The organism is Duganella sp. Leaf126 (genome assembly GCF_001423125.1).
Taxonomy (GTDB): Bacteria; Pseudomonadota; Gammaproteobacteria; order Burkholderiales; family Burkholderiaceae_D; genus Rugamonas.
This window is the reverse complement of sequence record NZ_LMNW01000031.1, coordinates 520,002-546,461: the sequence shown is the minus strand read 5'-3', so window position 1 is coordinate 546,461 and position 26,460 is coordinate 520,002. Positions and strand designations below refer to the sequence as shown.

Below are 26,460 nucleotides of genomic sequence, written 5' to 3'. Positions count from 1 at the left end.
CGGAATGGGATTGCGCACCATGACACTCACCGACCTTTTTATCCGGAAACTCAAGCATTCCGGCAAGCCCAGTGGCGACAAATACAGCGACGGCCGCGCGCTGTACCTGCTGGTCAAGGAGTCCAACAAGTACTGGCGGATGAACTACCGCTACGACGGCAGGCACAAGACGCTGGCCCTTGGCATCTACCCGGAGGTGTCGCTGGCCGAGGCGCGCGAGCTGTGCGCCGACGCCCGCAAGCTGCTGCGCGCCGGTGTCGATCCGCGGGCGCCGGCCATCGATCCGTACGAGCAGCAACGGCGCCAGGACGCGCAGAACACCTTTCGCGCACTGGCGCTCCTGTGGCTGGCGAAGATGGACGCCAGCCGCAGCACCGCCACCCAGGAGAAGGTGCTGGCGTGGCTGGAGCACGACGTCTTTCCGTACATCGGCAGCCTGCCGGTATCGGCCATCAAGCCGCGCGACGTGCTGGGCGTGGTGCAGCGGGTAGAGGCGCGCGGCGCCGTCGATTCGGCCCACCGCATCAAGCAGCTGTGCGGCCAGGTGCTGCGTCATGGCGTGGCGATCGGCTGGTCCGAGCGCGACGTGACGCCCGATTTGAAGGGCGCGCTGATCGCCGTCCCGCGCACCAATTTTGCCGCCATCACCGAGCCGAAAGAACTGGCGGTGCTGCTGCGCGCGATCCACGCCTACAACGGCCATATCGTGCCCGTGTCGGCGTTAAAACTGACGCCGCTGGTGTTTGTACGTCCGGGTGAATTGCGCGCCGCAGAATGGCGCGAATTCGATCTCGATGGCGCCGCGTGGCGCATCCCCGCCGCCAAGATGAAAATGCGCACGGAGCACATGGTGCCGCTGTCCACCCAGGCGCTGGAGATCCTGCGCCAGCTGCGCCGCATTACGGGCCACGGCAAATACGTGTTCCCCAGCCTGCGCACCGAGCAGGCCTGCATGAGCGAGAACACCATCAACGCGGCCTTGCGCGGCATGGGCTTTGCCAAGGAAGTGATGACGGCGCACGGTTTTCGCGCCACGGCGCGCACGATCATGGACGAAGTATTGGGAGAGCGCGTGGACCTGATCGAGCACCAGCTGGCGCACCGCGTGATCGACCCGAACGGCCGCGCCTACAACCGCACCGCGCACCTGCCAGCACGCGCCGCGATGATGCAGCGCTGGGCCGATTACCTCGACAAGCTGCGTACCGGTGCGGACGTCATTCCTCTTCGCGCGGTGACTGGTCCCGGTCCGCAGTAGCAGCAGTCTCCTTCGCCGCGCCAGGATTCGGGCGCGGCGCAGCGTCATACGCCGGTCCGCGCTGGGCAATGCGCGCCTCGAGCCACTGCGCCACATCTTCCTGCAACCATCCCACCGACCGCGCCGACAATTTGACCGGGGCAGGGAAGGCGTGCAGCTTGATCTCGCGGTACAACGTGGCGCGCGATAGCCCGCACAGCCGCAGCACCTCGCGGATGCGCAACAGGCGCGTGGCGCGGGGCGGGCTATCGTTGTGGCTGGTGTTCATGCGGTGTCTCCTCGTCTCGGCAGGTCTAACGACAAAGTAGGGCTCCGACCAACAGCGGGGTTTGTCGCAGCGCCAGCTTGCAGCGACTTCATCCGAAAACATGGCGCACGCTTGAGTCTGCTCAATGCTGCGAAAAGGAAACTGGTGTTTTAACTTCCTGACTGAATCTTTGCGTGCGGCATGATCCACGGCCTTGCTGCCTGACATCTCATTCCGGAAGTTGGATTCTTTTTATGGAGTAAGTCCTCAACGATCCGATGCCTGTGCCTGCGGATTTATTGGTAGCCGGGGTTGCGCTGGTCCACTATCAAAACCGCGCAAAAACTGGCTCAAACCGGCCAACCTACCGGACACATTCGTGAATCAATCGACGCTGAGAGCAGGGCAGGATAGGTGATGTGGGCCTACACGTGAACGTGTATTCCTCCATCACAACTCCTTATTCGCACTTCGTGCTCAACGGAAACCTGATCTGCCAGGCCGGTGGCCGCAACGACAGCAATGGTGAGTGCTTCTGCGACTGGATGCAGAACGTCAACGGCGTGGTGGGCGGTGATCAGCATGTGCCGGCCAGTACGGAGCGCGGCAAGCTGCGATGACGACAGCCACTTCGGTGCCTTGCCGTCAAGGCTACCGAGTGACCAGTGCGGGTGATTTGCGCAGACTCTCCAGTTTCGCTGCGGTGGTGCAGGAGGGCACGCTGCGCTGCCCGCACTACGCCGTCAATGGAGCCGCAGGCGTGCCGAAAAAAATGGCGCAGGTTTTACGCTGCGCCATTGTGTTTAGTAGTGGAAACGGCAGGCGACGATGTGAAGCGTGCCTTCCAGCATCGCGTACACCAAACGGTGCTCACGATCAATCCGCCGAGACCAAAGTCCCGTCAAATTACCCTTCAGTGGCTCCGGCTTGCCGACGCCTCTGAAGGGATCAGATATGCAGGCATCAATCAGTTGATTGACCTTCTCGGCCAGCAGCGGATCGGTTTTCTGCCAATGCTGATAGTCTTCCCAGCCATTGTCCGTAAATGATACTGCGGACTGCTTAGCTTGTTCTTTGTTGCTTGCCTTCTTGTTTTTCATGCCGGATTAGCTCCCGTTTTCGGGCCTTACCAGCTTTCAGCTGTTCCATGGACTCCAGCAGCCGGTTGGCGTTTTTCGGTGAACCGAGAAGATACAGAGTTTCCTCGATGCTATTGAAATCCGCCAGTGACAGCATCACCACGGCATCACCGCTTTGACGGGTGATGATGGTAGGGCTGTGGTCGGTGCAAACGTCGTCCATCACAGCTTTGAGCCCGGCGCGTGCCTCGCTAAAAGTTAAGATGTTCATTCGATCTTTGCCTTTCTCGACCAGGGTTCGCGACCAGCGACGGCCTCCCTGGTCCTGCTTGTAATTCCTCGAGGGGAAATATGGGTGTCTTTTAGCTTCTTGCTGGGAGAGTGATGTTAAAGATAACGCTAATGATAAACAAGACGGCGATTTCGCTGGTTACTCATTTCTCACCGCTTTGGAACATTGTACGTATATCTGTACCACTAGTCAACGTGGTACGGATTTCTGTACAACTGTCTTCTTCGGCAATGACGGCAGCCGGTAGGCGATGTTCACCGTTAGGGACGGGCGCAGCGGAATAAGCGTGGCCGCGCCGACGCCCGAAGGCCGACGGCCAGCCCGAATGCGTGGCGATGTTGCCGCATGAGCGTGCCAGCCGCGCCACCACCTTCGGTTTGGTGGATGCTTCCGCCAAGGCGGTGGCCGGCGCCAAGCTGAGTGACATTGACCCGCTGGAGCGCGAACGGCTGCGCCAGAGCGTGCAGCAATATGGCGGCGATCGCGTGCTGCTTGAGCTCGATGACGAAGCGCTCGATGGCGCGCTGGGATTGACCGCGCGCCAGAGCGATGGCACCCGCGTGCCCACGCTGACTGGGCTGCTGTTGCTGGGCAAGGAACTGGCGCTGCGCGAACTGGTTGGCACGCATGAATTCGCGTTCCAGGTGCTGGCGCGCGAGGCGGTCGGCTTCAATGAATTTCGCCGCTTCCCCCTGCTCAAGGCGCTGGACTGGCTGGAGACGAATTTCCGTCCTTACAATCCCGAGCGTGAAATACAGGTCGGCCTGTTCCGCGTGCACGTACCCAAGGTGGGCCTGGGCGCCTTCCGCGAGGCGGTCGCCAACGCGCTGGTACATCGTGACTATCGCATGGGCGCGGTGCATGTGCGGATGGACGACGAAGGGCTGACGATCAGCAATCCGGGTGGCCTGATGGTGGCGTGACACTGTCGAACCTGTTGACCACCGTGCCGCGACCGCGTAATCGCACACTGGCCGACGCGATGAAGCGCATCGGCGTGGTCGAGCGTTCGGGGCGTGGCGTCGATAAAATCTATCGCGGCCTGTTGCGCTTCGGGCGTCCCGAGCCAGACTACCGACGCACCGATGCCACCAGCGTCATCCTGCGCTTGGCTACGACAGACGCCGACGAGGCTTTCCTGAAACGCGTGGTCGAGGAAGAGGGGCGGCGCGGCAGTGCTTTGCCGATCGACAGCCTGATCCCCCTGGCGGCGCTGCGTGACCTGAAGCGCCTGACGACCGAAGAACTGGCCATCCATATCCAGCGCGAGCCGGCAAGCGAAGCGCACCCTGGAGGCATTGGTGGAGGCTGGCCTTGCGCAAGCCCATGGCACGACGCGAGGCCGCACCTATACGCTTGCAGCCGGCGTTTATCAGGCGGAAGGGGACAGGGCTGCTTACACGCGGCAGATGGGTTTTAGTAATCTGCAGCATGAGCAGATGGTGTTGAGCTATGTGCGACAGCACGGCTCGGTGCGTCGTAGCGACGTAGCTGACTTGCGTCGCCTAACCTCAATTCAGGCGAGGGATCTATTGAAGCGCCTCAGGCAGTCTGGGCGCCTGCAACAGCATGGCGAAAGGCAGGCGGCATATTACGTTATGGGCGAAGCTGAGTAGGTTGGGCTGATAGACGTTTTTAGACGTCTTTGGACGTGGTTTTGGACATATTTTAGACGTCTTTCAATAATTTTTTCATTGAAATCAACGAACTACAGAACTGAACGGATACCTATGCATTGGGAATTGGAACGAAGTTGAACGTCCGTTTGTTGAGGAGTTAACCCCGATGGGCTGGCACTCTTGGCCGGGGGCCAGGCCCCCGGATGTGCGTCAAGATATCGAAGGTCCGGTAACGCCCCATAGCAGCCGATCACAGGTGACCTGAACCGGCCCAAAGGGGACACAGGGAATATAAATCCGTCCCCTTTCTGGTTGATGTTCATTTACTCGGTAATCAAACCGCGCGTTCTCCATCGCGCACGGACGAAGTCTTCGAATACATAGTTGCCCTGTAGCGGCAGGCCATCTGCGTGATCACAGACAATGATCTGCGGCTTGACACCGGTTTCCTTGAACGTCGTGTCGCAGAACTTGGCCAAGGTAGTGAACATCTTCGATACAGCATCTACGTCTTCATCGACCGTCTTGGTGGTACTCCGATCTCCGCGTAGCTCATCGGCCTTGAAGGCCTCAGCATTGTCGGTGGAGGGGAAGTAGACTTGCGTCGGCTGATCCAAGAAAAGGATTGGCGGCACCTTGCATTTGTGATGCGCAGCGAACTGGTAATGCAGTGCCATGAACAGCGTCAGGTGTGAGTACAGCCAGTTTGCACCGCTGCCCATGGATCGCAGAAATACCTTTTTCACGTGCCCCCCAGCAATGGGCTTTTCATGCCAGAGATCGAAGGTATCGACATCAAACTTTAGAGAGCCATTTTTGTATGTCTCTTCGAAGTCGAAGTGCTTGCCGAACGCCTTCATTTTCTGGTTGATGTCGTTTCCCAGCGCCCACAGCTTCGACTCGACGTCGAACTGGGCCATCTGCAGATCGTACTTTGCAACCTCTTTTTCCCAGAAGTCGACCATCTCCTTGGCTTCTGACGGTGGGTTCGCAATCCGCTTCTCAATGGCGAGCTCCAACTTGATCTTGGTCTTCTGAGCAGCACCATCCACGGACTTAGACTTCTCAAGCCGGTCAGCTTCCTGATCAAGCGGCTTCAGTGCCTGCTCAACGAGTGCCAATTCCTTGCGAAGTTTTTTGAGTTCCGCATCGACTGCCCGGCGCTCCTCCCCAAAACCTTCGCGCGCATAGGTGGACACTTTGAGCTCGTCGTTCAGCCAGTGAATCGCTGCGGACAGCTTGTTCGCTTCATCCTCAGCCACATCCGACTGCGACGCGCAAACGGGGCAGACCGCATGTTGAAGGTTGACGGCCTTAGGGATTGGTAGCATGGTTACCGAGTTGGCAAAGTTTGTAGCCTGCTCAGTAGAGACGTTCAGCAGATAGCGGGTATTGAGCGCTTTCTGAATGCTGGCCATCAATTCAGCTTTGCGGTCGCGCAGTTCGTTGCGCCGAGTTTCAAATGCATTGGACAAGCCATCCACCCGGACCGAAACGCCAGTGAGGCGCTCCAGTGCTGGCTTAGGCTGCGTCCAGATTTCCTCAGCCGTGAGCTCCGTCAACGGCAGGCCGGCCAAAGCCTGATACTCCTTCAGCAGAGTGTCGATCTCGGTGATGTAATCAGCCTTGATCTTGTCCTGCTTCGGAATCTGTGCCTTGGCACGCTTGGATTCGTACATGGCCTCGGTGCGCAGTTTCGCAAGCTCGAAGTAGTCCTCACCAACGATGTCCATGAAGATCTTGAAGTGATCGATGGCTTGGTCGCGTTTGCGCTTTTCTTCAAAGCGGTAAAAGACCGCATGCCTGTTAGCCACCAGGTTCTGATGCTGCAGCATGAAGGACGGGAAACTACGAACAGAGGGCGTCGCACTCCATTTTCCAGTCATCTCCTGCTGCAGAGGATCGGTGTCGATGTTCTCTAGGGTGACACCGAAATACCGACCCAAACTCTTCAGAAAATCGGCCTTTGGCTGAAAGAAATTCGAGGCAAAAAAGGTGTCCGCGTCCTCAACCAGAGGGAGCACCTTGTCCACCGCTGGCCCGGAAATCTCGCGCAGAAAGCACCGGTTGCTGGCCGCTACCCGCCCTACGACAACGGTCATGGTCGCAAAGCGCAGCACGGTGAAGAAGTACTTGGCACGATCCGTAATGATGCCCTCAGGGATCGTGTCCTCCGAGCTTCCCAGGCAGTAATCGAAGATATCAAGGATGGCACTCTTACCCTTCGAGGACTTACCGGTGATGATATTGAGACCTGGAGCGAGAGGTATGTGGTGAACGCCATTATCCTTGTCAACGACACCGAGGTAGCTTACGTAACACTTCATAGCGATTTCACTCCCAACATCCGGTATATAGAAACAACATTTTCACCAGAAAGCACCATGGCCAGCTTCTGGCTGTACTTTAGCAACGATTTGTCCGAATTGATGGACTGCGGCTTCTGGAGCGACCGCACCGACAGCTCGGGGGTGATCTCCAAACTGTTCTCAGCAGTCAGAATTAGCATGGCAGCGTTGGTGATGGGTTTAAACTCCTCCACGCGCATCGCCAGGCCGATAAGCCTTTCAGCATCTGAAGCCATGGTCCGAATCGAGCTGTCACGCCGAGCCCTGTTCAAGAAGGCATGTATTGGCTTGTAAGTGACGATGGGGAGGATCAGATAACTGAGCAAAATATCCTTCTCAACCGGCTCCCAGTGCTGGTAGAAACTCTGGATGACGGGTGCCAGCGCGAAGGGCGTTCTGTGCAAGGTGTACAGGTGGTCAGAGACTTGCGTGGTCATCACCAGAGCCTCCAGTGAAACTCGTCATCCTCATCCTCAGGTTGTTCTCCTGCAAGCATGTGATAAATGCCATTACGGAACTCGGGCATCGTGTGTTCCAGGCCGCAAAACGAATCGGTAGGCAAGCCGTTGCGCATAAGGAAGAACTTCATGGATCTGGTGCTTAGCTCGGTCGAACAGGTGACTCCAGCACAATCCACCATGGCTAGCTCACGCCCATACTGGTGTTGAGTCAGATGATTACTGAGGTAGAGATCCATCATAGGTTTGAACAGCACACCGTCGGTGTACAGATCGGAGATCGTGGTCTGGGCGACTACCCTGTGCAGCGCCGCCCTCCTCAACTGCCCTTCGCCGCCGATTTCCAGAATTTTCTGCGCAAATCGCATGGGCCGAATTTCCTCAATGTCGATGATCTTCTTGAGCGCGGCCATGTCCACCGAAGGAAAGGTTGTCGGGTGTTTCATGTACCGGTGCGTTAGCTCTGACAATTTGTCAGTAAAGGCTTGGTACGTGATCTGCCATCCATTGATCACAAGATCCGGGCTGTACATGAATCCCAACAACTCGTGGATGAAGGTCTTGTATTTTGACACTCGGATCGGCTTGAGGTGTCGGGTCTCATAGCCCTTCAGGCGTTGCTCCAGTGATTCTGCACCGGTCGTGATCTGCATTCGCTCTAACACTTCCATCAATGCATCCCGGCGCTTAGTATCCATTACGTACTGTTGAAGCTTCTGCGATTTCGAGGGCTTGGCGGCCCCCTGTTCTACCTCTGGCTCGTTCGACGCCTGATTGCCGGCAGTGGCCTGCGAGCCCGCAATGATATGCTCCATGATCGACAGCCGTTCTGCTGCTGAGGCCGCGTTCCATCCCTTGAGCAAGGTTTGCGCACCGAATTCCTGGGTCGTCAGCAGCACCAGAGTCTTGAAGGACGTGCGATCAAAATTCTCATGGAGCCAGTTTTTCAGGGTATTCCAGAAATTGGCGTGACTGTCAGTGAGGTTGTCAGAGTAGAGCTTGACCTCGGTCTGGTTTTTGCCGGGAACCGTGACATCGCCCATAACTTCAAGCCACAGAGATTCATCGAGCGCTAGGTCGTAGCAGTACTCTACGGCGACGAGCAGCTGATACTGGAGCGCCTTGAATAGCAAAGTTGCATCAAACGGTAAGGGAGCGGCGCCAGGTAGCGTCGCATTCAGGGATTGCGTCGTATCCATACATATTCCAATGGTGGGTATGCTTCCACGACCAACGACTCGCTAGCAGACCGAGCGCGCATCGCCTCGTGACACATCAGCAAATTAACTGGGCACCACCCGGCGTTGGCGCAGGGCGCATACCGTTATTCCATTACTGTATATAAATACAGTAATAAATCAATATTCCATATATGCTAGCAGCACTTATATTCTGTAGTCGATAAAAACCATTGCTCCTACTCCAAGGAGGATTAGACCTTAGTCTTCCGATGCAGCCAAGTGAGGCAGCGGCGTGCCACTGACAGCTTGCGATAGAAATTCTCGGCATCCCACTCAACCTAATCGGTCACCAAGCGCATTCTTCTCCTCAACCACAGTGCGATATTCCCGTCTCTCCGCCATCCGAGATCCGATCATGCCCTGCTGTGTCACAGGGTACTCCCCCCATTAATGATGCGCACCAGAAGTAGAGGCTATGCGGCGAGAGCAAATTTCTGAATCGGCGTGATGCCGCTAAGTGACATGTGTGGTCCGCATAGGCAAGCTAGCTCTCAGGATACCATATTTGTATTTGGGAAATATTCACCAAATGTCACTATGCACCATCAAAATAAAAAAGATTGAACTTTCCCCCAAGTCCCTCAGTCCAACGCCCAAGCAGCTCGGAAATTGGCCACGTTCAATTGCTCCAGAGCACGCCGGGAACCATACTGGCGAACAAGAGTCCGCCTGAGGGACAAGCGAGGGACATTTGATCTCTGGGAGAGGTGCGCCATAGCGGATTTCGATTCCGGCAAGCACTAGGCATGCACATAAACCCGCATCCTCAAAAGGAGGTGCCGGTGTCTGCTTGAGGGAAATAAACGAGTGTGTAGACGCGTTTGCCTTTAATCTGCAGAACAGTCAAATCACGAGATCACTCAGGAGCCAGCCAGAGAATGATTTTCTTGCGGACGAAGAGCGCGCAAGCGCTGCGCCGCTTTTTGGTTGGTGGCCGTACCAACTTCTCGCCTGCAGCCTCGAAACAGAACGCATACAGATGCGTCAAGCACCTCCGTGACACCTGCCCCCAAGGCTAAAGCCGACTGAGCTGGTCGTAAACATTGCGCTACCTGCCAGCGCTATCTTTTTCCTGCTTGGCGTTGGTGAACGTCCGTGGCACGGAGGGCTGTTAGTCGACGTCGTGCGCTGCCGGCAGCGTCATCGCGCGCCGCCGCGCCGGCTCATTGAGCACCCGTGCAATTACCGCCAGCGGCACACCTGCATCTTCCATGAAGGCAGCGGCTGCTGTGCGGCCTTCGGTTTTCAGCAGTTCGAGCCCGGCTTCGACAGCGATGGCCTTGCTGCGGTCTGGTCGTGAGGCTGCGTGCTCGTCGGTCATGGGCGCTCCTGCGTAACGGTGGTGCGACGATAGCATAAAGGTCTGGTGCCGTCAGGCATGGCAGGCGGCGGCGATGGTGTCGACGATTTCATCGAGGCTGGCCGGCTTGGTCAGGTGCTGGTCGAAGCCGGCTGCGCGCGTGCGCTGGCGGGTGAAGTTGTCGCCCCAGGCAGAAAACGCCACCAGCGCCACGTCGCGAAAGTCCGGTCGCGCGCGCAGCGCGGCGGCAAGCTGGAAGCCGTCCATGCCGGGCATGCCGAGGTCGAGCAGGATGACATCGGGTGCGAAGGATGCGGCCGCCTGCAAACCTTGCTGGCCGCCGTAGGCCACCGCGGTCTGGTAACCGCACAGGTCGAGCAGCTCCGAGGCGACGTCGGCGGCTTGCGCGTTATCGTCCACGATCAGGACGCGTTTGCTGGAATAGGATGTTTGCATGGTCGGCACTCGAAATGTTGGCGATGAATACATCGCGATCATTCGGCTGGGTTCGGGCCGGGGCATTTGGTGCGAGCGGGGAGATGGGCGCGCAAGCCAGGGAGGAATTTTCCTTGAGGTAATTATAGAGCGTAATGGATTTCTGTGCGGATACAATTGAGCAAGGCAGTTGATAAAGCCGGGCTGCGCCACAACATGCGCTGTCTGACCCGATCAATGAAAAGGAATGATGATGAGCACAACTGAAAAGGCGATCCTGGCTGGCGGCTGTTTCTGGGGCATGCAGGATCTGATCCGCAAGATGCCGGGCGTAGTGGCCACGCGGGTGGGCTACAGCGGCGGCGACGTGCCCAACGCCACCTACCGCAACCATGGCACCCATGCCGAGGCGATCGAAATCGCGTTCGATCCTGCCGTTATTTCCTATCGCAAGCTGCTGGAATTCTTCTTCCAGATCCACGATCCCAGCACGCCGAACCGCCAGGGCAACGACCTGGGTACCAGTTATCGTTCCGCCATCTATTACCTCGACGAGCAGCAAAAGGCGACCGCGCTCGACACCATCGCCGACGTCGATGCATCGGGCCTGTGGCCGGGCAAGGTGGTGACCGAAGTGGCGCCGGCAGGACCGTTCTGGCAAGCCGAACCCGAGCACCAGGACTACCTCGAGCGCATTCCCAACGGTTACACGTGCCACTATGTGCGACCCAACTGGGAATTGCCGAAACGGTAATTTCCTGCAGCAAGCGGTGGGCGGCAGTGCGCCGGCAGAACAGATGTATGGACAGCTTTAATTTGACGCGCCGGACCAAGGACGCGTCGAAGGCGGCCAAAAATTGTTATCATGCTGTTTTACGCAACCATGTTTGTCCACCATGTCCGAGGCCATTTCCGCCGACATCGCCACCTGTGAAAGCGAGCCGATCCGCATCCCCGGAGCGGTGCAGCCGCACGGCTTCCTGCTATCCCTCGATCTGTCCGGCGTGCCCGATGCTGGCGACGCGTCGGCGGCGCCCGTGGTGCAGGTCAGCGACAACCTGGCGGCGTTTACCGGCATGGCGCCCGGCGCAGCGCTGGGCCAGCCGCTGCGTGCTGTCATCGGATCGGCGGCCGAGCTGCTGGCGCCGCTGCTGCGCACGGAACAGGCGCGCGACCGCGCTGCCTTCCTGACCTCGGTGGTGCTCGGGCCCGGCGCTGTCCATTACGACGTGCTGGCCCACGTCTGCGACAGCTTGCTGGTGCTCGAATTCGAACCCGCCGTCGGCGATGTCGATGTCAGCCTGCACCGGCTCTACACGGTGGTGGGCGACTTCCTCAACAAGATCAGCGACGCCGATTCCATCGTCGAGATGAGCCAGGTCGCCGTCAACGAAGTGGCTGCGCTGACCGGTTTCGGCCGCGTCATGGTGTACAGCTTCGACAAGGACGGCCACGGCACGGTGCTGGCCGAGGCCTTGCAGGACGGTTACGAGGGTTATATCGGCCAGCGCTTCCCGGCCAGCGACATTCCGCGCCAGGCGCGCGACCTGTACCTGCTCAACCGTATCCGCCTGATCCAGGACGCCAATTATGTGCCGGTCGGCCTGCTGCCGGTGGCGCACCCGCTCACCGGCCGGCCCACCGACCTGTCGCTTGCCGCGCTGCGCAGCGTTTCGCCGTTGCACCTGCAGTACATGCGCAACATGGGCACGCTGGCGTCGATGTCGATTTCGCTAGTGGTAGACGGCAAGCTGTGGGGCTTGCTGTCGTGCCACCACGCCACGCCGCGCCGCCTCAGCTACCATCAGCGCACCGTGTGCGAGCAGCTGGGGCAAATCCTGGCGCTGCGCATCCGCAACCGTGCCGACGCCGACGAGCTGCAGTTCCGGCTCGAAGTGCGGCGCGTGATGGTCAGCCTGCTGGCCGGCCTGACCCAGGGCGCCGACTTCATCGAAAACCTGCGCAGCGTGATGCCGGAATTGCTGCGGTTTGCCCACGCGGGCGGGGTGGCCATCGTCATCGACGACCGCCTGATCAGTTTTGGCGACACGCCCGACGACGACCAGATCCGCAAGCTGGCCGACTGGCTCAGCCTGCACTCGCACGAAGACCTGTTCCACAGCGCCAACCTGAGCGCCGTGTATCCGCCGGCCGCCGACTACGTGGACAGCGCCAGCGGTCTGCTGGCGATGCCGATCTCGCGCATCCACCAGCACTACCTGCTGTGGTTCCGGCCCGAGCACGTGTACACCATCGACTGGGCCGGCCGGCCGCACGACAAGACCGCGTCCGGCGTGTTGTCGCCGCGTACCAGTTTCGATATCTGGCGCGAGGCCGTGCATGGCACCAGCGCGCCGTGGCACGATGCCGAGCTCGAACTGGCGCTGGAATTTCGCACCACCTTGCTCGGCATTGCGCTTGAGCGCGCCGAGCAGATGGCCGACCTGGCCGGCGAACTGGGCCGTGCCAACAAGGAACTGGAAGCGTTTTCGTACTCGGTCTCGCACGACCTGCGCGCGCCGCTGCGCCACATCGTCGGTTTCTCCGACCTGCTGATGGAGAGCGCCGGCAACGACAACCTCGAGCGGCGCATGCGCTTCCTCACCAATATCAAGACCTCGGCCCGTCTTGCCGGCAAGCTGGTCGATGATTTACTGAGTTTTTCCCAGATGGGGAGGGCGGCGCTGCGCCCCGTGCGTATCCGCATGAGCGACCTGGTCAACGGTTGCATCGAGCGGCTGGGCACTGAAACAGCAGGGCGCCGCGTGGACTGGCAGGTGGAATCGCTGCCCGATGTCACCGCCGATCCGGCATTTTTGCAGCTGGCGTTGTACAATCTGTTATCGAACGCCGTCAAATTCACGACCCAGAGCGATCCGGCCGTGATTCGCATTTCCAGTGAGCAAAGTCCCACCGAAGCCGTGTTCCATGTCGCCGACAATGGCGTCGGCTTCAACATGGAGTATGTGCACAAGCTGTTTGGCGTATTCCAGCGCCTGCACCGCATGGAAGATTTTCACGGGACCGGCATCGGCCTGGCCAACGTCAGGCGCATCGTCGAGCGTCATGGCGGCCGCGTCTGGGCCAAGTCCGTTCCCGGTGAAGGCGCGACGTTCTCGTTCAGTATTCCTAACACACCCCCATCTGACAAAGAATGACAGAGGTACCTGCATGCTAAAACCCATCTTGCTCGTCGAAGACAACCCCCACGACCTGGAGCTGACCCTGATTGCGCTCGAGCGCAGCCAGCTGGCCAACGAGGTGATCGTGGTGCGGGATGGCGCCGATGCGCTCGACTACCTGCACATGCGCGGCGCCTTTACCGAGCGCGAACAGGGCAACCCGGCCGTGGTGCTGCTCGACCTCAAGCTGCCCAAGGTGGACGGACTCGAAGTACTGGCCGACATCCGCAACAATGCCTCGCTCAAGAGTTTGCCGGTCGTGATGCTGACCTCGTCGCGCGAAGAGCAGGATCTGATCCGCAGCTACGAGCTGGGCGTGAATGCCTACGTGGTCAAGCCGGTCGATTTCAAGGAATTCGTGCGCGCCATTTCCGACCTGGGCATCTTCTGGGCGGTCCTCAACGAGCCGCCCCCGGGTTCGCAGCGTTACGTCAAGCCCCAGTAAGCGTGACCGTACCGGCAGCAGGGCGCTGGCGCAGCATCTGGCGGATGCGCGTGCTCAACGCTTCGACCGTATAGGGCTTGGCCAGCAGGTTGACGCCTTGCGGCAGCTTGCCATCGTGGGTCAGCACGCCTTCGGCGTAGCCTGACGTAAACAGGACCTGGGCGTGCGGATGGTCGCGCTTCACCAGTTCGGACAGTTCCAGGCTGGTCAGCCGGCCTGGCATGATCACATCGGTAAACAGCAGGTCGATGCGGGCGCCGTCCTCGAGCAGCCGGGCCGCGTGGTCGGCATCCGGGCTCGCCAGCACCGTGTAGCCGAGGTCGGCCAGCATGGCTACCGTGGCGCTGCGCACCGCTTCTTCGTCCTCCACCACCAGAATGGTTTCAGCGCCGCCGGTCACCGCTGCCGTATCGGCGGCCGGGTCGGTGTCGGCGATCGCTTCGTTGCGCGGCAGGTAGATCTGCACGCAAGTGCCTTCGCCGGGACGGCTTTGCAGGGTAATCTCGCCACCCGACTGCTTGACGAAACCATATGCCATCGACAGGCCCAGGCCGGTGCCCTGGCCGGTAGGCTTGGTGGTAAAGAACGGCTCGAACGCGCGCTGCATCACCGCCTCGCTCATGCCCACGCCGGTATCGACGATTTCGATCAGCACGTAGTCGGCGTCCATCACGTGTTCGCCGGCCGCGGCGTTGACCTGGTGCAGGCGCGCGGCGTCGGCATCGAGGTTGCGGGCGCGGATGGTGAGCGTACCTTCGCCGCTCATGGCGTCGCGCGCGTTGATGGCCAGGTTCAGGATGACGTTGTTGAGCTGGCCGACATCGACCTCGATGTTCCACAGCTGCGGCGCGATGTCGGTCACCACCTGGGCGCGCGGCCCCAGCACGTGGCCCAGCATGTCGTCCATGTCGGTCAGCATCGGCGTCAGATCGACCACCGCGCTTTGCAGCGGCTGGCGGCGGGCAAAGGCCAGCAGGTGGGCTGCCAGGCGGGCGCCGCGCTCCACGCCGGCCAGGGCGTTTTCCACGCGGACCATGCCGGGCTGGCTGACCAGTCCCAGCATTTTCAACAAGTGCAGGTTGCCGCTGATGATTTGCAGTACATTGTTGAAGTCGTGCGCCACGCCGCCCGTCAGCTGGCCGATCGCTTCCATTTTCTGCGCCTGGTGCAGCGCCGCCTGGCTGGCGCGCAGTTCTTCCTCGCGCTGGCGCAGTTCGATGAAGGCGGCGTCGCGTTCGCGGCGCGCGTGGTAGGCCGCGCAGTGGTAGCGGATGCGCGCCTCGAGCTCGCGCGCCTCGGGCCACTTGACCAGGTAGTCGTTGGCGCCCAGCGCAAAGGCGCGGGCCTTGGTGTCGGCATCGTCTTCGGACGACAGCAGGATGATGGGCACGTGGGCGGTGTCGGGATCGGCGCGCAGCATGCGGATCACGTCGAAACCGTCGGCGCCCGGCATGCGCAAGTCCACCAGGACTACATTGGCCTCGGTCTCGCGGCACAATTGCACGGCATGTTCGGCATGCTGGTCGTACCGCAGGCGAATGCCCGGTTGGCGGCTCAGATGGTCACCGATCAGGTCTTGCGCGATGAGTTCGTCATCGATCAGCAGTACGGAACAGTTGTGGGAAAGATTGGCACTCATGGGACACGGTTGGACATTCGTTGCAAGATTCTACCTCAGCGTAACAAGTGTCACTAAGGCAAATCGTACGGTGTGCGGGTTGCCTGATGCATGTGTAAAATTGTTGCACCTAAAAAAAGGGAGTTGATTTTTTGAAAAATGAGGAAGCCGACGTGCTGGCGGCCCTGCGCGCTGCCACCGCCGCGCGCCATGACGAACTCGACGCGCAAACGCCGCTGGCCGCGCCTGACGTCGACCTGGCTGCCTATGGCGCCCATCTGCGCCTGCTCGAGCGCTGGCTGGCGCCCGTGCCCGCCTGGCTGGCCAGCTTTGGCGACGGGCCCGTACTGCCCGATTACCTGGGCGCGATCCGCGCCGATCTGGCGCATGCGGCGCTGGCAGGCCTGACGGATGACGCCGTGGCAGCGGTGCCGGCCGCACCATGGCCGGCGCACGCGAGCGCTGCCTACCGCTGGGGCGTGTGCTATGTCGTGGAAGGATCGCAACTCGGTGGGGCAGTGCTGTACAAGCGGCTGGCGCCGACACTGGCGCCGCACCCGCTGGCGTATTTGCGTGGCAATGGTTCGCCGGGACCGCGCTGGCAGCAGTTTCTGGCCGCCCTGCGCACCCAGGTGGTGGAGCCAAGCCAGATCGCCGACGCCTGCGCCGGCGCGCGCGACGCCTTCGACCGCCTGATTGCCCTCAACCGCGCGCTGCACCAGGCCGGCGCCCGGTGCGGCGCGTGATCAGTAGCTGCTCAGCGCGACCGGCTGGCCGCCCTTGAAGGTGTAGATGGTGACCGGCGATTCTTTCATGTCGCCGCGCGCATCGAAGGCATAATTGCCGGCCACGCCCTGGTAGGTGCCGGCGCTGATCACCGCGCCCACTTTTTGCGGATCGACCGACGCCGCCTTCTGCATGCCTTGCGCATACATCATGGTGGCGTCGTAGTAGGCCGCCGCATACACGTCCGGGTCCTTCTTGAAGCGGGCCTTGAAGCGGGTTTTGAAGGCGGTACCGGCGCTGGCCTTGTCCAGCACGGCGCCACCTTGCGAGCACAGCACGTTCTCGCCGACGGCTTCGCCGCCCAGCTTGCCCATTTCGGCGGTGCAGATGGTGTCGCCGCCCAGCAGTTTGGCGTTGATGCCCAGCTGTTTCATCTGGCGCGCCAGCGGCGCTGCCTGCGGAGCATAGCCGCCAAAGAAGATTGCCTCGACCTTCTTGGTTTTGAGCTTGGTGAGGATGGCGTTGAAGTCGAACGCGCGGTCGGTGGTGAACTCGTGGCCTGCCACGGTCATGCCCGACAGTCGCGCCTGTTTCTTGAATTCCTCGGCCACGCCCTGGCCGAAAGCGGTGCGGTCGTCGATCACGGCGACGTTTTTCAGCTTCAGTACATTGGCTGCGTACAGCGCCATTTTCGAGCCGAGCTGGGTGTCGCTGGCATTCACGCGGAACAGGCCCTTGTAGCCTTGCTGGGTAATCTTGGGATTGGTGGCCACCGTCGCCACCAGTGCGCCGGCGTCGTTGTAGGCGCGCGAGGCCGGAATGGTCACGCCCGAGTTGTACGGACCGACGATGTAGCGCACGCCGTTGTCGATCAGCTTCTGGGCGGCGGCCACACCGGCCTTGGGATCGCCCTGGTCGTCTTCGGACAGCAGTTCGAATTTCAGTTTTTTGCCGGCCACGGTGAGCGGCTTCGCATTGAGTTCCTCGACCGCCAGGCGCGCGCCGCTTTCATTGTCCTTGCCCGAAAACGCCTGCGCGCCCGACAGCGGACCGCTGTGACCGATCTTGACCACGGTTTCCTGCGCTTGCGCAGTTGCAGCGGTCGCTGTCATCACGGCCATCGCCGCTGCCACGTATGTCACCTTGTGCTTCACACCCATGCCTGCTCCCATGTTTAAAAAAACCAAGCCTGATTATCGCCAATTCACGGCCATATTATCGTGCAAGTTGTGCTGTGCTGGAGCAGGTTTTGGCGCAGCCACGCTGTGCGGCATCGGCAGACCCGAATTTAATTCGGGCCGCACCATGGGAAGGCACGGCGCCCAGGAGACCTGGTACGCCGCTGCGCGTGACCGGACCGCCCGGCGCAACGCTGCGCTGCGCCGTGCCATGCAGCTGCGCCCGCCGTAACCGGCATCGATGCAGCCATGGCGGCCGTAACGTCTGTGAGCGCTTACGAACCGATGCTGCGGGTGCTGTCGGTGGCGGTAACGGCTGCCACGCGGCCCACGGCAGGGGTGGCCGACTGCACGGGGCGGGCCGTGTTGTTGCCCAGGGCTGGATCGTTGATGTTGTAGGCCGCGATCGCTGCTGCCAGCGCCGGGTTTGCCTGCAGCGGATTGGCCTGGACGGCAGCTGCCTGCGCTGCGGCCGCCTGGGCCGCACGGGCTTGTTGGGCGGCATCGGCGGCCGCGGCATTGGCTGCTGCCGAATTGGCGGCGGCAGTATCGGCTGCGCTTGCTTGCTGTGCGGCAGCCGCCGACGCTGCGGCGATCGCTTCCTGCGAGCTGCCGGCCTGTGCCAGTGCAGCGCGGGCTGCATCGGCGGCAGCCGCTGCAGTAGCGCTTTGTGCGGACAGGGCATCGGCTGCGCTTTGCGCTGCCTGTGCCTGGGCCAGCGCGCTCGATGCCGCTGCGGTGGCGTTGGCCAGGCTGGCAGCTGCCACTTGCGCCGCCTGGGCCTGCTGCTCGGGGCTGCTGGCATTGGCCGGGTTGTTGGCTGCGGCAGTGGTGGCGGCATTTTGCGCGGCCTGCGCCTGGGCTGCCGCCTGGGTGCTGGCGGCGGTGGCTGCGTTCAGGCTGGCGGTGGTCTGCTGGCGTGCAGCCTGGGCCTGGGCGCTGGTCTGTGCTGCCTCGGCGGCCGCCTGGCTGGCGCTGGTTTGCTGGCTGCTCTCGGCGGCCTGGTCTGCGGCCGCCTGCTGCGTTGCCTGCAGCTGGTTGGCCTGATCAAGCTGATTCGCCTGGGCTGCCTGGTTGGCCTGATTTGCCAGCGTGGTCTGTTGCGCCTGATTTGCCTGCTGCGCCAGGTTGGCCTGGCGGGCCTGCTCGGTTTGCGACGTCTGCTCGGTAGCTTGCTCGGTCGCCTGGCGCGCGGCGGCGGTTGCCGCCAGCTGCGATTGCAGCAGGTTGGCCGCCTGCACATCCTGCTGCACCTGGGCCGCGTTGACGTTCTGGGCATTGAGCCGCGCCTGCGCCAGTTGCGCATCGGCGACTTGCTGCTGGGCCTGTAGCGCTTCCTGGGCCCGGGCTTGCTGCGCCTGCGAGGCCTGCTGGCCCTGCAGGGTTGCCTGGGCTTGCAGATCCTGCTGTGCCTGGGCGGCTTGTTGTGCCTGCACGGTATTGTTGGCTTGCAAGTCTTGCCGGGCCTGGGCCGCCTGTTGCGCCTGGGCGGTTTGCTGCGCCTGCAGCGCGTTGTCGGCCTGCAGGTCCTGGCGGGTTTGGGCGCTCTGCTGGGCCTGCAGCACATTGTCAGCCTGCAGGTCCTGGCGGGCCTGGGCAGCCTGCTGGGCTTGCAGCGCGGTATTCGCTTGCAGATCCTGCTGGGCGGCTTGCTGCGCCTGGGCGGTCTGCTGGGTCTGCAATTCTTGCTGCGCCTGGGCTGCCTGCTGCGCTTGCTGCGCGTTGAGGTTGGCGGTTTCGTTCAGCGCTGCCTGTTGCAGCTGAGCATAGTTAAGACCTTGCAGCGCTTGCTGCTGGGCCTGGTTGGCGCTCTGTGCCTGCTGTGTTTGCTGGGTCTGCAACAGATCGCCGGTCTGCGCTGCCAGTTGCGCCTGGTTGGTGGTGAGCGCGTTCTGGGCGGCGATCGCGTCGGCAGTCGAGGTCAGCAGCGGATTGACGATCGGCGACTGCGGCGCGGTGGACGTGGGCGTGAGCGGCTGCTCGAGCGCTGCGCGCTGCGCGGCCAGGCGGTCGGCAGCCGTCTCGTTCAGGGGATTTTGCGACAGCAGATCGAGCTGGGCGCGGGCGAAGTCGAGGCGGGCGTTCTGCGCCAGATCGGCCGGCGTCAGCGCCGGCTGGGTGTTGGGCAGCAGCTGGTTGAACGACGTCGAGGCCGTCGCGCTCAGCTGCTCGGCGTATTCGGTGGCGAGGTTGCGGAAATTGGTCAGCGTGTCCTGCAAGGTGCTGGTGGTATTTTGCTCGTTGCTGTTGAACGCGGCGCGCAGGATTTCATTGTCGAGCGACAAGCCGCCCGTGGGGTCGGACAGCAGTGCCGGTTGCAGCGTCACGCCCAGCCGCGCCAGGCTCTCCGCGCCCGACAGTTGCCCCTGCACCTGCTGATTGAGGTTGTTGACCAGGTTGTTGAGCAGGGTCGATCCCAGCGGCTGCGACTGGTTGAAATCGACGCCGGGCAGCAGGTTGAACGCATCGACCACCTGCTGGGTGGCGTCGTTGAGCAGGTTGGCGCGGAACGCCGCGTCCTGTGTGGCCTGGGCGCCGCCCGCTTGCACCTGCGCAATTTGCTGCTGCGCGCGCGACACCGTCATCAAGAAGCCGGCGACCGGCGACAGGTCGATGGTGACCGACGACAGCGGCGCATCGGTGGCCGAGCCCACGGCCTGGGTCGACGAATTGACCGCGTTGACGGCCGAGGTTTGCAGCGTCGGATTCACCGCCTGGAGATTGACCGGCGTGGCCAGTGTGGACGTGATGGGAAACATGGCGCGCTCCTGGAGACAATGCGGGGAAAGCATAGCATCCTCTTGCCGCGCCCGCTCGTCCGTGTGCCATCGCACATAAGGCGGCAGTTGTCACGATGGTTAGATTGCGCACGGTCGTGTGTCACAAATCGGCATATCGTTGACCTCGCAGCTTTGCTAACTAACCAAAGGAACGATCATGGAAAACAATACCCTGGACAAGATTGAGAACAAGATCGATAACGCCCGTGACGGTGTCACCAAGATCAACCGTGACGTCCGCGCCGATGCGCACGCCACCATCGACCGCGTGGCCGACAAAGTGCCGCCAACCACCGACCGCCTGGCGCAAAGCGCCCATAACGGCGTCGACAAGGTGGCCGATACCGTCAACAGCATCAACAGCAAGTGGGACGGCACCGTCGAGCGCCTGTCCGCCGGCACCAAGCAGCTGAGCGAAAACGCCAAGGTCTGGGCCGAGTCGGGCCGCACCCAGGTGCGCTCGCATCCAGCGCTGTCGGTGCTGATCGCCGCTGCCGCCGGCTATGGCATCTCCAAGCTGCTGAGCTCGCGCAAGTAAATCCAGGCGTCCCGCCGGTTGCTGCCGGTGCGTCCGGCAGCCCGCGCGGACACCGCACACCAAGGGACACACAATGAGCAATGCTAAAAAAACGCCGGCTTCCGTCATGGGAGCCGGCTCCGTTTTGAGTACCGTTTCAACCCCATCGTCCGCACAGCCGCCAGCGAGCCTCGGCGGCGTGCCGCAAGAAGCAGCTTTGCTCGACAAGGTGGCCGGCGCCGAAGAAGTGGCTGCCGCCATGCCGCACAATCCCAACAAGGCAGGTGAACACGGCGAAGCGTCGCGTACACCGCAAGCGGGCGCCACCTGCCCGATGAAACACCTGTTCGGCGGCGCCAGCACCACCGGCGAAACCACCGCCTCGGCCAAGGTAGGCGCCGGCATCCAGCCGCAGGGCGTCAACCCCACCGTCGATCCGCTCGACCGCGTGCGCGTGGACGCCACCGGCCAGCGCCTGACCACCAACCAGGGCGTGCCGGTTGCCGACAACCAGAATTCGCTCAAGGTCGGCCTGCGCGGACCGACCGCGATGGAAGACTTCATCCTGCGCGAAAAAATCACGCACTTCGACCATGAGCGCATTCCCGAGCGCGTGGTGCACGCGCGCGGTTCGGCCGCACATGGCTACTTCGAGAGCTACGACAATTATTCGGACCTGACGCGCGCCGCGCCGTTTGCCGACAAGGGCAAACGTACGCCGGTGTTCGTGCGCTTCTCCACCGTGGCCGGCGAGCGCGGCTCGGCCGACACCGTGCGCGATGTGCGCGGCTTCGCCGTCAAGTTCTACACGGAAGAGGGCAACTGGGACCTGGTGGGCAATAACATGCCGGTCTTCTTCATCCAGGATGCGATGAAGTTCCCGGACCTGATCCACGCCGTGAAACCGGAGCCGCACAACGGCATCCCGCAGGCAGCCAGCGCCCACGACACGTTCTGGGATTTCGTCACGCTGATGCCGGAATCGACCCACATGCTGATGTGGCACCTGTCCGACCGCGCGATTCCGCGCAGCCTGCGCACCATGCAGGGCTTCGGCGTGCACACCTTCCGCCTGGTCAATGCCGAGGGCAAGTCGGTGTTCTGCAAATTCCACTGGAACCCGGTGGGCGGCACGCACTCGCTGGTGTGGGATGAAGCGGTCAAGATCTGCGGCGCCGACGCCGACTTCCACCGCCGCGACCTGTGGGAAGCAATCGAGGCGGGCAACTACCCCGAGTGGGAACTCGGCGTGCAGGTGTTCACCGAAGAGCAGGCCGACCAGTTCCCGTTCGACGTGCTCGATGCCACCAAGATCGTGCCCGAAGAACTGGTGCCGGTCCAGCCGATCGGCAAGATGGTCCTGAACCGCAACCCGGACAACTTCTTTGCCGAGACCGAGCAGGTAGCCTTCTGCACCGCGCACGTGGTGCCCGGCATCGACTTTACCAACGATCCGCTGCTGCAAGGCCGTATCCACTCGTACGTCGATACCCAGATCAGCCGCCTCGGTGGTCCCAACTTCCACGAGCTGCCGATCAATGCGCCGGTCGCACCCGTGCACAACAACCAGCGCGACGGCATGCACCGCCAGGCCATCCACCGTGGCCGCGTGGCGTACGAGCCCAATTCGCTGGCCGGCGGCTGCCCGTTCCAGGCCGGCATGGCCGGCTTTACGACGGCGTTCTCCAGCATCGACCAGAAGCTGCAGAAGCCCGAGGACAAAGTGCGCGGCAAGCCCGAGCTGTTCGCCGACCACTACTCGCAGGCGCGCCTGTTCTGGATCAGCCAGACGCCGTCGGAGCAGACCCACATCATCAACGCCTACCGCTTCGAGTTGAGCCGGGTGACGGTGCCTGCCATCCGCGTGCGCCTGCTGTCGATGCTGGCCAACGTCGATGCCGAACTGGCCGCCGGCGTGGCCAAGGGCCTGGGCATGGAAGTGCCGGCACCGATGCCGCGCGCCACCGACGCCACGCCGCCCGCATATGCGCCGTCGCCGGCACTGTCGCTGCTGGCCCGTCCCGGTTCGGACGGCATCAAGGGCCGCAAGGTCGCGATCATCGCCTCGCACGGCGTCGATGCGGCCAGCGTGCAGGCCGTGTACGAGGACCTGCTGAGCGCCGGCGCCGTGCCGCGTGTGGTGGGTCCTTACCTGGGCCAGCTGAAAGGGGCCGACGGCGCCATGCTCGACGTTGAAATCTCGTTCGAGGCCGGTCCGGGCGTGCTGTACGACGCGGTGGTCATCGCCGACGGCGCCGACAGCGCCAGGTCGCTGCAGATGGAAGCGATCGCGCTGGACTTCGTGCGCCAGCAGTACAACCACTGCAAGCCCATTCTCGCCATCGGCGCCGGCGCCGAGGTGCTGAAAAAGCTCGGCGTGCAGACCACGCTGCCGAGCGGCCAGGGCGATCCGTCGCTGTGGATGGCCGATGCCGCCAGCCTGAAGGCCGCGCTGACCGAGTTCAAGGGCGCGCTGGGCGCGCACCGCAACTTCCAGCGCGAGGCGGAAGGCGCGATGGTCTGACCGGTCGCTGACCCGCAAGGCGCCGCCGCAGCAATGCGGCGGCGTTTTTTTTGCCGGTTTTTCCGGTCCCCATTTTGGGTGTGAGGGTTCACGATAGTAATGTGCAATACTGGCTGCCGCAGTAACGCATACCCGTCAAAAAAATACCAACAATACCGGCACCGATGGACGTCTACGCCCCCCAAGTCTGGCAACCGCACGAGCGCCCCACCTTGCCCGGGTCGCCGTCCAGCCCCCACCATTCCTCCCCGCGCCGCGTGGCGTTTTTCGTGATCGGCTTCATCGTCGCCATTACCGGTGGTCTCGGCAATGCGCTGGTGATCGTCAACCTGCCGTACCTGCAAGGTTCGCTGGGCGTGTTCTCGTCCGAGATCCAGTGGCTGCCGGCCGCCTACGTGATGGCCAACGTGTCGATGAACCTGCTGCTGGTGAAATTCCGCCAGCAGTACGGGCTGCGCCTGTTTACCGAATTGTTCCTGGTGCTGTACGCGCTGGCGACGGTGGCCCACCTGTTCGTGCACGGGCTGGCGTCGGCCATCGCCGTGCGGGCGGCGCACGGCATGAGCGGCGCCGCGCTGACCACCCTGGGCCTGTACTACGTGCTGCAGGCGTTCCCGGCCCAGCACCGCATCAAGGGGGTGGTGCTCGGCATCGGCTTCTCGCAGCTGGCCACGCCGATGGCGCGGCTGTTTTCCACCAGCCTGATGGAAATCGCCGAGTGGCGCGGCCTGTACTTTTTCGAGCTGGGGCTGGCCTTGCTGTCGCTTGGCTGCGTGCTGTACCTGAAGCTGCCGCCGGGGGACCGCATCCGGGCCTTCGAAAAAATGGATTTCGTCACCTTCGGCCTGTTCGCGCCCGGCGTGGCGCTGCTGTCGGCCGTGCTGGCGCTGGGGCGCACCGTGTGGTGGTTCGAATCGCGCTGGCTCGGCCTGTGCCTGGCCGGCGCCATCGTGCTGATCGCGGCCGCGCTGCTGATCGAGCATAACCGCGCCCGCCCGCTGATCAACACGCGCTGGCTGACCACCGGCGACATGACGCGGCTGGCCCTGTCGGTACTGCTGATCCGCATCGTGCAGTCGGAGGCGACCGGCACGGTGGGATTTTTGCAGTCGCTGGGCCTGAGCAATGACCAGATGCAGACGCTGTGGCTGGTGGTGATGGCCGGCGCCGTGCTGGGCATGCTGGTGAGCGCCTGGACCATCACCCCGCCGCGCATTCCCGCTCAGCTGATGTTCTCGCTGGTGGTGATGGCGATCGGCTCCTATATGGACTCGCGCGCCACCAGCCTCACGCGCCCGGCCGAGATGTACCTGAGCCAGTTCCTGCTCGGTTTTGGCGGCGCGCTGTTTGTCGGCCCCACCTTCCTGTCCGGCTTTGGCGCGGTGGTGGCCGCACCGAATAACCTGGTCAGCTTTTCGGTGATGTTCTCGATCACGCAAACCTTGGGCAGCCTGCTGGGCAGCGCGATGGTCGGCACTTTCCAGGTGCTGCGCGAAAAGTACCATTCCAGCCTGCTGACCGAACACCTGACGCTGCTCAATCCGCTGGTGGCGGCGCGCATCCAGAACGGCGGGGCGGCGCTGGGCGGCGTGGTGGGCGATCCCGCCATCCGCAGCGCGCAAGGCGTGGCCTCGCTGGGCGCAGCCGCCACGCGCGAAGCCAACGTCCTGGCCTACAACGACGTGTTCCTGATGGTGACCGTGGTGGCGCTGCTGACGCTGACGTGGATGCTGGCCCGCTACCTGTGGACCATCTGCGTGGTGTGTCCGCCCAAGCTGTTCCAGAATGCGCAGACCGGCATGGCCGCTGTCGCGCTGACCAATTCCGAATCCCGATAATTTTTCACACTCGCCATGGCCGATAACGACAATCAGTCCGACAAACCCCAGCCTTCCGATCAACGCGTGGCCGAAGTGGCTGCCGCTGCCGCCACGGCCGCCGTGGCCGGCACCAGGCAAGAGGCCACGCCGCACCGGCGCATCCAGATCATATCCACCATCGTCTTCGCGCTGATCGCCATCGTCGGCGTGCTGGTGGTGCTGTATGCCTGGCGCCTGCCGCCGTTCACCACGCCCATCGTCTCCACCGAAAATGCGCTGGTGCGCGGCCAGGTGACGCTGATCGGCACCCAGATCGCCGGCTACGTCACCGAAGTGCATGTGCAGGATTTCCAGTTCGTCAAAAAGGATGAACTGCTGGCCCGGATCGACGACCGCATCTACCAGCAGCGCTACGACCAGGCGGCGGCGCAGCTGGCCGCACAGCAGGCGGCGCTGGCCAACTGGGGACAGTCGCAGCGCACGGCCGAAGCAGGCGTGGCGCTGAACCAGGCGGCGCTGGCCAATGCCCAGGCCCAGGCGGCCAAGTCGCTGGCCGACGTGCGGCGCGTGGATGCGCTGGCCGAAGATGGCTCGCTGTCGCTGCGCGAGCAGGACGCATCGCGCGCGGCGCAGGCGCAAACCGCCGCTGCCGTGGCGCAGGCGCGCGCCAACCTGGAGATCGCCAGGCAGCAGGTGCGGTCGGTGACCGTCAACAAGCAGTCGCTGGAAGCGGCGGTAGCCAGTGCCGAAGCGGCGCTCAAGGCGGCCCGGGTGGACCTGGAAAATACCCGCATCGTCGCGCCAGAAGACGGCCAGCTGGGCCAGGTCACGGTGCGCAAGGGCGCTTATGTGAATACGGGCGCGCAGCTGATGGGACTGGTGCCGCGCCAGCTGTGGGTCATCGCCAACCTGAAGGAAACCCAGATGAACCACGTGCGCGTGGGGCAGAGCGCGACCTTCAAGGTGGACGCCCTCGACGGCGCGCAGCTGACCGGGCAGGTGGAACGCATCTCGCCGGCCACGGGCTCGGAGTTTTCCGTGCTGCCGGCCGATAACGCCACCGGCAACTACGTCAAGATCGCTCAGCGCATCCCGGTGCGCATCCGCATCGACCCCGGCCAGGCGCGCGCCCAGCGCCTGGCGCCCGGCATGTCGGTGATCGTCAGCATCGATACGTCGGCGGTGCTCAACGACGCCGACGACGGTGGCCAGCGATGAGGCGCGCGGCGACGCGATCGACCGTGCCGGCCGTTGCCAGCGCGGCGAGAAACCTTATCTGCAGCAGGGTAGCCCACCCAGACGCGGAAAACGCCGGCGCAGCGACCATGGTTAGCGCCGGGATGGCGGGTAATGCTGCTGTGAACACTGCTACCGGAACGGCAGCCATCCCCGC

The 26,460-nt window shown here is 62.5% G+C and carries 24 protein-coding genes; 13 read left to right on the top strand and 11 right to left on the bottom strand.

Annotation, left to right across the window (positions count from 1 at the left end; genetic code table 11):
• Positions 1-19 precede the first annotated feature (19 nt).
• Positions 20-1,258 (top strand): integrase arm-type DNA-binding domain-containing protein, encoded by a 1,239-nt coding sequence (locus ASF61_RS15615; protein ID WP_056158214.1) that lies wholly within the window; start codon positions 20-22, stop codon positions 1,256-1,258.
• On the opposite strand, the gene ASF61_RS23625 is transcribed toward ASF61_RS15615, so the two are convergent.
• Positions 1,218-1,526, bottom strand: a complete 309-nt coding sequence (locus tag ASF61_RS23625; RefSeq protein ID WP_082491736.1) for an AlpA family transcriptional regulator — start codon at positions 1,524-1,526, stop codon at positions 1,218-1,220. The two genes, ASF61_RS15615 and ASF61_RS23625, sit on opposite strands and share 41 nt — an antisense overlap.
• Positions 1,527-1,936: 410 nt before the next feature.
• Between ASF61_RS23625 and ASF61_RS15605 the strand changes: the two genes are divergently transcribed.
• The gene (locus tag ASF61_RS15605; RefSeq protein ID WP_056157451.1) at positions 1,937-2,125 is read left to right on the top strand and encodes a hypothetical protein; all 189 of its coding nucleotides are present in this window, start codon (positions 1,937-1,939) and stop codon (positions 2,123-2,125) included.
• Positions 2,126-2,308: 183 nt separating this feature from the next.
• Here the strand turns inward: ASF61_RS15605 and ASF61_RS22920 are convergent, their stop codons facing one another.
• Positions 2,309-2,605 carry a Txe/YoeB family addiction module toxin gene (locus ASF61_RS22920; RefSeq protein ID WP_082491734.1) on the bottom strand — a complete coding sequence of 99 codons (297 nt, stop codon included), beginning with the start codon at positions 2,603-2,605 and terminating at the stop codon, positions 2,309-2,311.
• The gene (locus ASF61_RS15595; RefSeq protein WP_056157445.1) at positions 2,568-2,855 is read right to left on the bottom strand and encodes a type II toxin-antitoxin system Phd/YefM family antitoxin; all 288 of its coding nucleotides are present in this window, start codon (positions 2,853-2,855) and stop codon (positions 2,568-2,570) included. Before ASF61_RS15595 ends, ASF61_RS22920 begins: the two co-directional genes overlap by 38 nt.
• Positions 2,856-3,211: 356 nt before the next feature.
• On the opposite strand from ASF61_RS15595, the gene ASF61_RS23795 reads away from it, so the two are divergent.
• From ASF61_RS23795 to ASF61_RS24645, 3 genes are read left to right on the top strand one after another with little or no spacing between them, the layout of a single operon-like run.
• Complete coding sequence (locus ASF61_RS23795) at positions 3,212-3,799, top strand: hypothetical protein (protein ID WP_200919876.1); 588 nt, start codon at positions 3,212-3,214, stop codon at positions 3,797-3,799.
• Positions 3,796-4,296 (top strand): ATP-binding protein, encoded by a 501-nt coding sequence (locus ASF61_RS23790; protein WP_200919875.1) that lies wholly within the window; start codon positions 3,796-3,798, stop codon positions 4,294-4,296. Before ASF61_RS23795 ends, ASF61_RS23790 begins: the two co-directional genes overlap by 4 nt.
• Positions 4,178-4,492 carry a DNA glycosylase AlkZ-like family protein gene (locus tag ASF61_RS24645; protein ID WP_373994552.1) on the top strand — a complete coding sequence of 105 codons (315 nt, stop codon included), beginning with the start codon at positions 4,178-4,180 and terminating at the stop codon, positions 4,490-4,492. The genes ASF61_RS23790 and ASF61_RS24645 overlap by 119 nt, the downstream gene beginning before the upstream one ends.
• A gap of 326 nt (positions 4,493-4,818) precedes the next feature.
• Here ASF61_RS24645 and ASF61_RS15585 read toward each other — a convergent pair whose 3' ends face one another.
• The 5 genes from ASF61_RS15585 to ASF61_RS15565 all read right to left on the bottom strand — a co-directional run bounded on the left by ASF61_RS15585 (position 4,819) and on the right by ASF61_RS15565 (position 10,298).
• Entirely contained in the window at positions 4,819-6,822 is a 2,004-nt protein-coding gene (locus ASF61_RS15585) for a DUF3732 domain-containing protein (RefSeq protein ID WP_056157442.1), read from the bottom strand.
• Positions 6,819-7,280 carry a three component ABC system middle component gene (locus ASF61_RS15580; protein WP_056157439.1) on the bottom strand — a complete coding sequence of 154 codons (462 nt, stop codon included), beginning with the start codon at positions 7,278-7,280 and terminating at the stop codon, positions 6,819-6,821. Before ASF61_RS15580 ends, ASF61_RS15585 begins: the two co-directional genes overlap by 4 nt.
• Complete coding sequence (locus tag ASF61_RS15575; protein ID WP_056157436.1) at positions 7,280-8,500, bottom strand: hypothetical protein; 1,221 nt, start codon at positions 8,498-8,500, stop codon at positions 7,280-7,282. The genes ASF61_RS15580 and ASF61_RS15575 overlap by 1 nt, the downstream gene beginning before the upstream one ends.
• A 1,153-nt stretch (positions 8,501-9,653) precedes the next feature.
• Complete coding sequence (locus ASF61_RS15570; RefSeq protein WP_056157432.1) at positions 9,654-9,863, bottom strand: hypothetical protein; 210 nt, start codon at positions 9,861-9,863, stop codon at positions 9,654-9,656.
• Positions 9,864-9,914: 51 nt separating this feature from the next.
• Positions 9,915-10,298: a response regulator gene (locus ASF61_RS15565; RefSeq protein WP_056157429.1), complete on the bottom strand. Its 384-nt coding sequence runs from the start codon at positions 10,296-10,298 to the stop codon at positions 9,915-9,917.
• A 232-nt stretch (positions 10,299-10,530) separates the two neighbouring features.
• On the opposite strand from ASF61_RS15565, the gene msrA reads away from it, so the two are divergent.
• The 3 genes from msrA to ASF61_RS15550 all read left to right on the top strand — a co-directional run bounded on the left by msrA (position 10,531) and on the right by ASF61_RS15550 (position 13,904).
• Positions 10,531-11,031 (top strand): peptide-methionine (S)-S-oxide reductase MsrA, encoded by a 501-nt coding sequence (gene msrA, locus ASF61_RS15560; protein WP_056158210.1) that lies wholly within the window; start codon positions 10,531-10,533, stop codon positions 11,029-11,031.
• Positions 11,032-11,173: 142 nt separating this feature from the next.
• Entirely contained in the window at positions 11,174-13,435 is a 2,262-nt protein-coding gene (locus ASF61_RS15555; protein ID WP_056158205.1) for an ATP-binding protein, read from the top strand.
• A 13-nt stretch (positions 13,436-13,448) separates the two neighbouring features.
• The gene (locus ASF61_RS15550; protein ID WP_056157426.1) at positions 13,449-13,904 is read left to right on the top strand and encodes a response regulator; all 456 of its coding nucleotides are present in this window, start codon (positions 13,449-13,451) and stop codon (positions 13,902-13,904) included.
• On the opposite strand, the gene ASF61_RS15545 is transcribed toward ASF61_RS15550, so the two are convergent.
• Positions 13,891-15,543 carry a response regulator gene (locus ASF61_RS15545; RefSeq protein ID WP_056157422.1) on the bottom strand — a complete coding sequence of 551 codons (1,653 nt, stop codon included), beginning with the start codon at positions 15,541-15,543 and terminating at the stop codon, positions 13,891-13,893. The genes ASF61_RS15550 and ASF61_RS15545 overlap by 14 nt on opposite strands.
• 131 nt (positions 15,544-15,674) lie before the next feature.
• Between ASF61_RS15545 and ASF61_RS15540 the strand changes: the two genes are divergently transcribed.
• A complete protein-coding gene (locus tag ASF61_RS15540; RefSeq protein ID WP_056157420.1) occupies positions 15,675-16,268 on the top strand; it encodes a biliverdin-producing heme oxygenase in 594 nt (197 codons plus the stop codon).
• Here the strand turns inward: ASF61_RS15540 and ASF61_RS15535 are convergent, their stop codons facing one another.
• Both ASF61_RS15535 and ASF61_RS15530 read right to left on the bottom strand, forming a co-directional pair.
• Positions 16,269-17,408, bottom strand: a complete 1,140-nt coding sequence (locus ASF61_RS15535) for a branched-chain amino acid ABC transporter substrate-binding protein (protein WP_056157417.1) — start codon at positions 17,406-17,408, stop codon at positions 16,269-16,271.
• 293 nt (positions 17,409-17,701) lie between these two features.
• Positions 17,702-20,185 carry a hypothetical protein gene (locus ASF61_RS15530; RefSeq protein ID WP_056157412.1) on the bottom strand — a complete coding sequence of 828 codons (2,484 nt, stop codon included), beginning with the start codon at positions 20,183-20,185 and terminating at the stop codon, positions 17,702-17,704.
• 178 nt (positions 20,186-20,363) lie between these two features.
• Between ASF61_RS15530 and ASF61_RS15525 the strand changes: the two genes are divergently transcribed.
• From ASF61_RS15525 to ASF61_RS15510, 4 genes are all read left to right on the top strand, one after another.
• Positions 20,364-20,744 (top strand): hypothetical protein, encoded by a 381-nt coding sequence (locus ASF61_RS15525; protein WP_056157409.1) that lies wholly within the window; start codon positions 20,364-20,366, stop codon positions 20,742-20,744.
• A gap of 73 nt (positions 20,745-20,817) precedes the next feature.
• The gene (locus ASF61_RS15520; protein ID WP_056157408.1) at positions 20,818-23,247 is read left to right on the top strand and encodes a catalase; all 2,430 of its coding nucleotides are present in this window, start codon (positions 20,818-20,820) and stop codon (positions 23,245-23,247) included.
• Positions 23,248-23,411: 164 nt separating this feature from the next.
• On the top strand, positions 23,412-25,085 hold the full coding sequence (locus ASF61_RS15515; protein WP_056157406.1) for an MFS transporter: 1,674 nt from the start codon (positions 23,412-23,414) through the stop codon (positions 25,083-25,085).
• Positions 25,086-25,100: 15 nt separating this feature from the next.
• Positions 25,101-26,285, top strand: a complete 1,185-nt coding sequence (locus tag ASF61_RS15510) for an HlyD family secretion protein (RefSeq protein ID WP_056157403.1) — start codon at positions 25,101-25,103, stop codon at positions 26,283-26,285.
• Positions 26,286-26,460: the final 175 nt, after the last annotated feature.

Bases quoted from the DNA above. Each gene is read 5' to 3' on its own strand.
- ASF61_RS15615 (WP_056158214.1), top strand. From the start codon at position 20: ATGACACTCACCGACCTTTTTATCCGGAAACTCAAGCATTCCGGCAAG.
- ASF61_RS23625 (WP_082491736.1), bottom strand. From the start codon at position 1,526: ATGAACACCAGCCACAACGATAGCCCGCCCCGCGCCACGCGCCTGTTG.
- ASF61_RS22920 (WP_082491734.1), bottom strand. From the start codon at position 2,605: ATGAAAAACAAGAAGGCAAGCAACAAAGAACAAGCTAAGCAGTCCGCA.
- ASF61_RS15595 (WP_056157445.1), bottom strand. From the start codon at position 2,855: ATGAACATCTTAACTTTTAGCGAGGCACGCGCCGGGCTCAAAGCTGTG.
- ASF61_RS23795 (WP_200919876.1), top strand. From the start codon at position 3,212: ATGTTGCCGCATGAGCGTGCCAGCCGCGCCACCACCTTCGGTTTGGTG.
- ASF61_RS15585 (WP_056157442.1), bottom strand. From the start codon at position 6,822: ATGAAGTGTTACGTAAGCTACCTCGGTGTCGTTGACAAGGATAATGGC.
- ASF61_RS15580 (WP_056157439.1), bottom strand. From the start codon at position 7,280: ATGACCACGCAAGTCTCTGACCACCTGTACACCTTGCACAGAACGCCC.
- ASF61_RS15575 (WP_056157436.1), bottom strand. From the start codon at position 8,500: ATGGATACGACGCAATCCCTGAATGCGACGCTACCTGGCGCCGCTCCC.
- ASF61_RS15570 (WP_056157432.1), bottom strand. From the start codon at position 9,863: ATGACCGACGAGCACGCAGCCTCACGACCAGACCGCAGCAAGGCCATC.
- ASF61_RS15565 (WP_056157429.1), bottom strand. From the start codon at position 10,298: ATGCAAACATCCTATTCCAGCAAACGCGTCCTGATCGTGGACGATAAC.
- msrA (WP_056158210.1), top strand. From the start codon at position 10,531: ATGAGCACAACTGAAAAGGCGATCCTGGCTGGCGGCTGTTTCTGGGGC.
- ASF61_RS15555 (WP_056158205.1), top strand. From the start codon at position 11,174: ATGTCCGAGGCCATTTCCGCCGACATCGCCACCTGTGAAAGCGAGCCG.
- ASF61_RS15550 (WP_056157426.1), top strand. From the start codon at position 13,449: ATGCTAAAACCCATCTTGCTCGTCGAAGACAACCCCCACGACCTGGAG.
- ASF61_RS15545 (WP_056157422.1), bottom strand. From the start codon at position 15,543: ATGAGTGCCAATCTTTCCCACAACTGTTCCGTACTGCTGATCGATGAC.
- ASF61_RS15535 (WP_056157417.1), bottom strand. From the start codon at position 17,408: ATGGGTGTGAAGCACAAGGTGACATACGTGGCAGCGGCGATGGCCGTG.
- ASF61_RS15530 (WP_056157412.1), bottom strand. From the start codon at position 20,185: ATGTTTCCCATCACGTCCACACTGGCCACGCCGGTCAATCTCCAGGCG.
- ASF61_RS15525 (WP_056157409.1), top strand. From the start codon at position 20,364: ATGGAAAACAATACCCTGGACAAGATTGAGAACAAGATCGATAACGCC.
- ASF61_RS15520 (WP_056157408.1), top strand. From the start codon at position 20,818: ATGAGCAATGCTAAAAAAACGCCGGCTTCCGTCATGGGAGCCGGCTCC.
- ASF61_RS15515 (WP_056157406.1), top strand. From the start codon at position 23,412: ATGGACGTCTACGCCCCCCAAGTCTGGCAACCGCACGAGCGCCCCACC.
- ASF61_RS15510 (WP_056157403.1), top strand. From the start codon at position 25,101: ATGGCCGATAACGACAATCAGTCCGACAAACCCCAGCCTTCCGATCAA.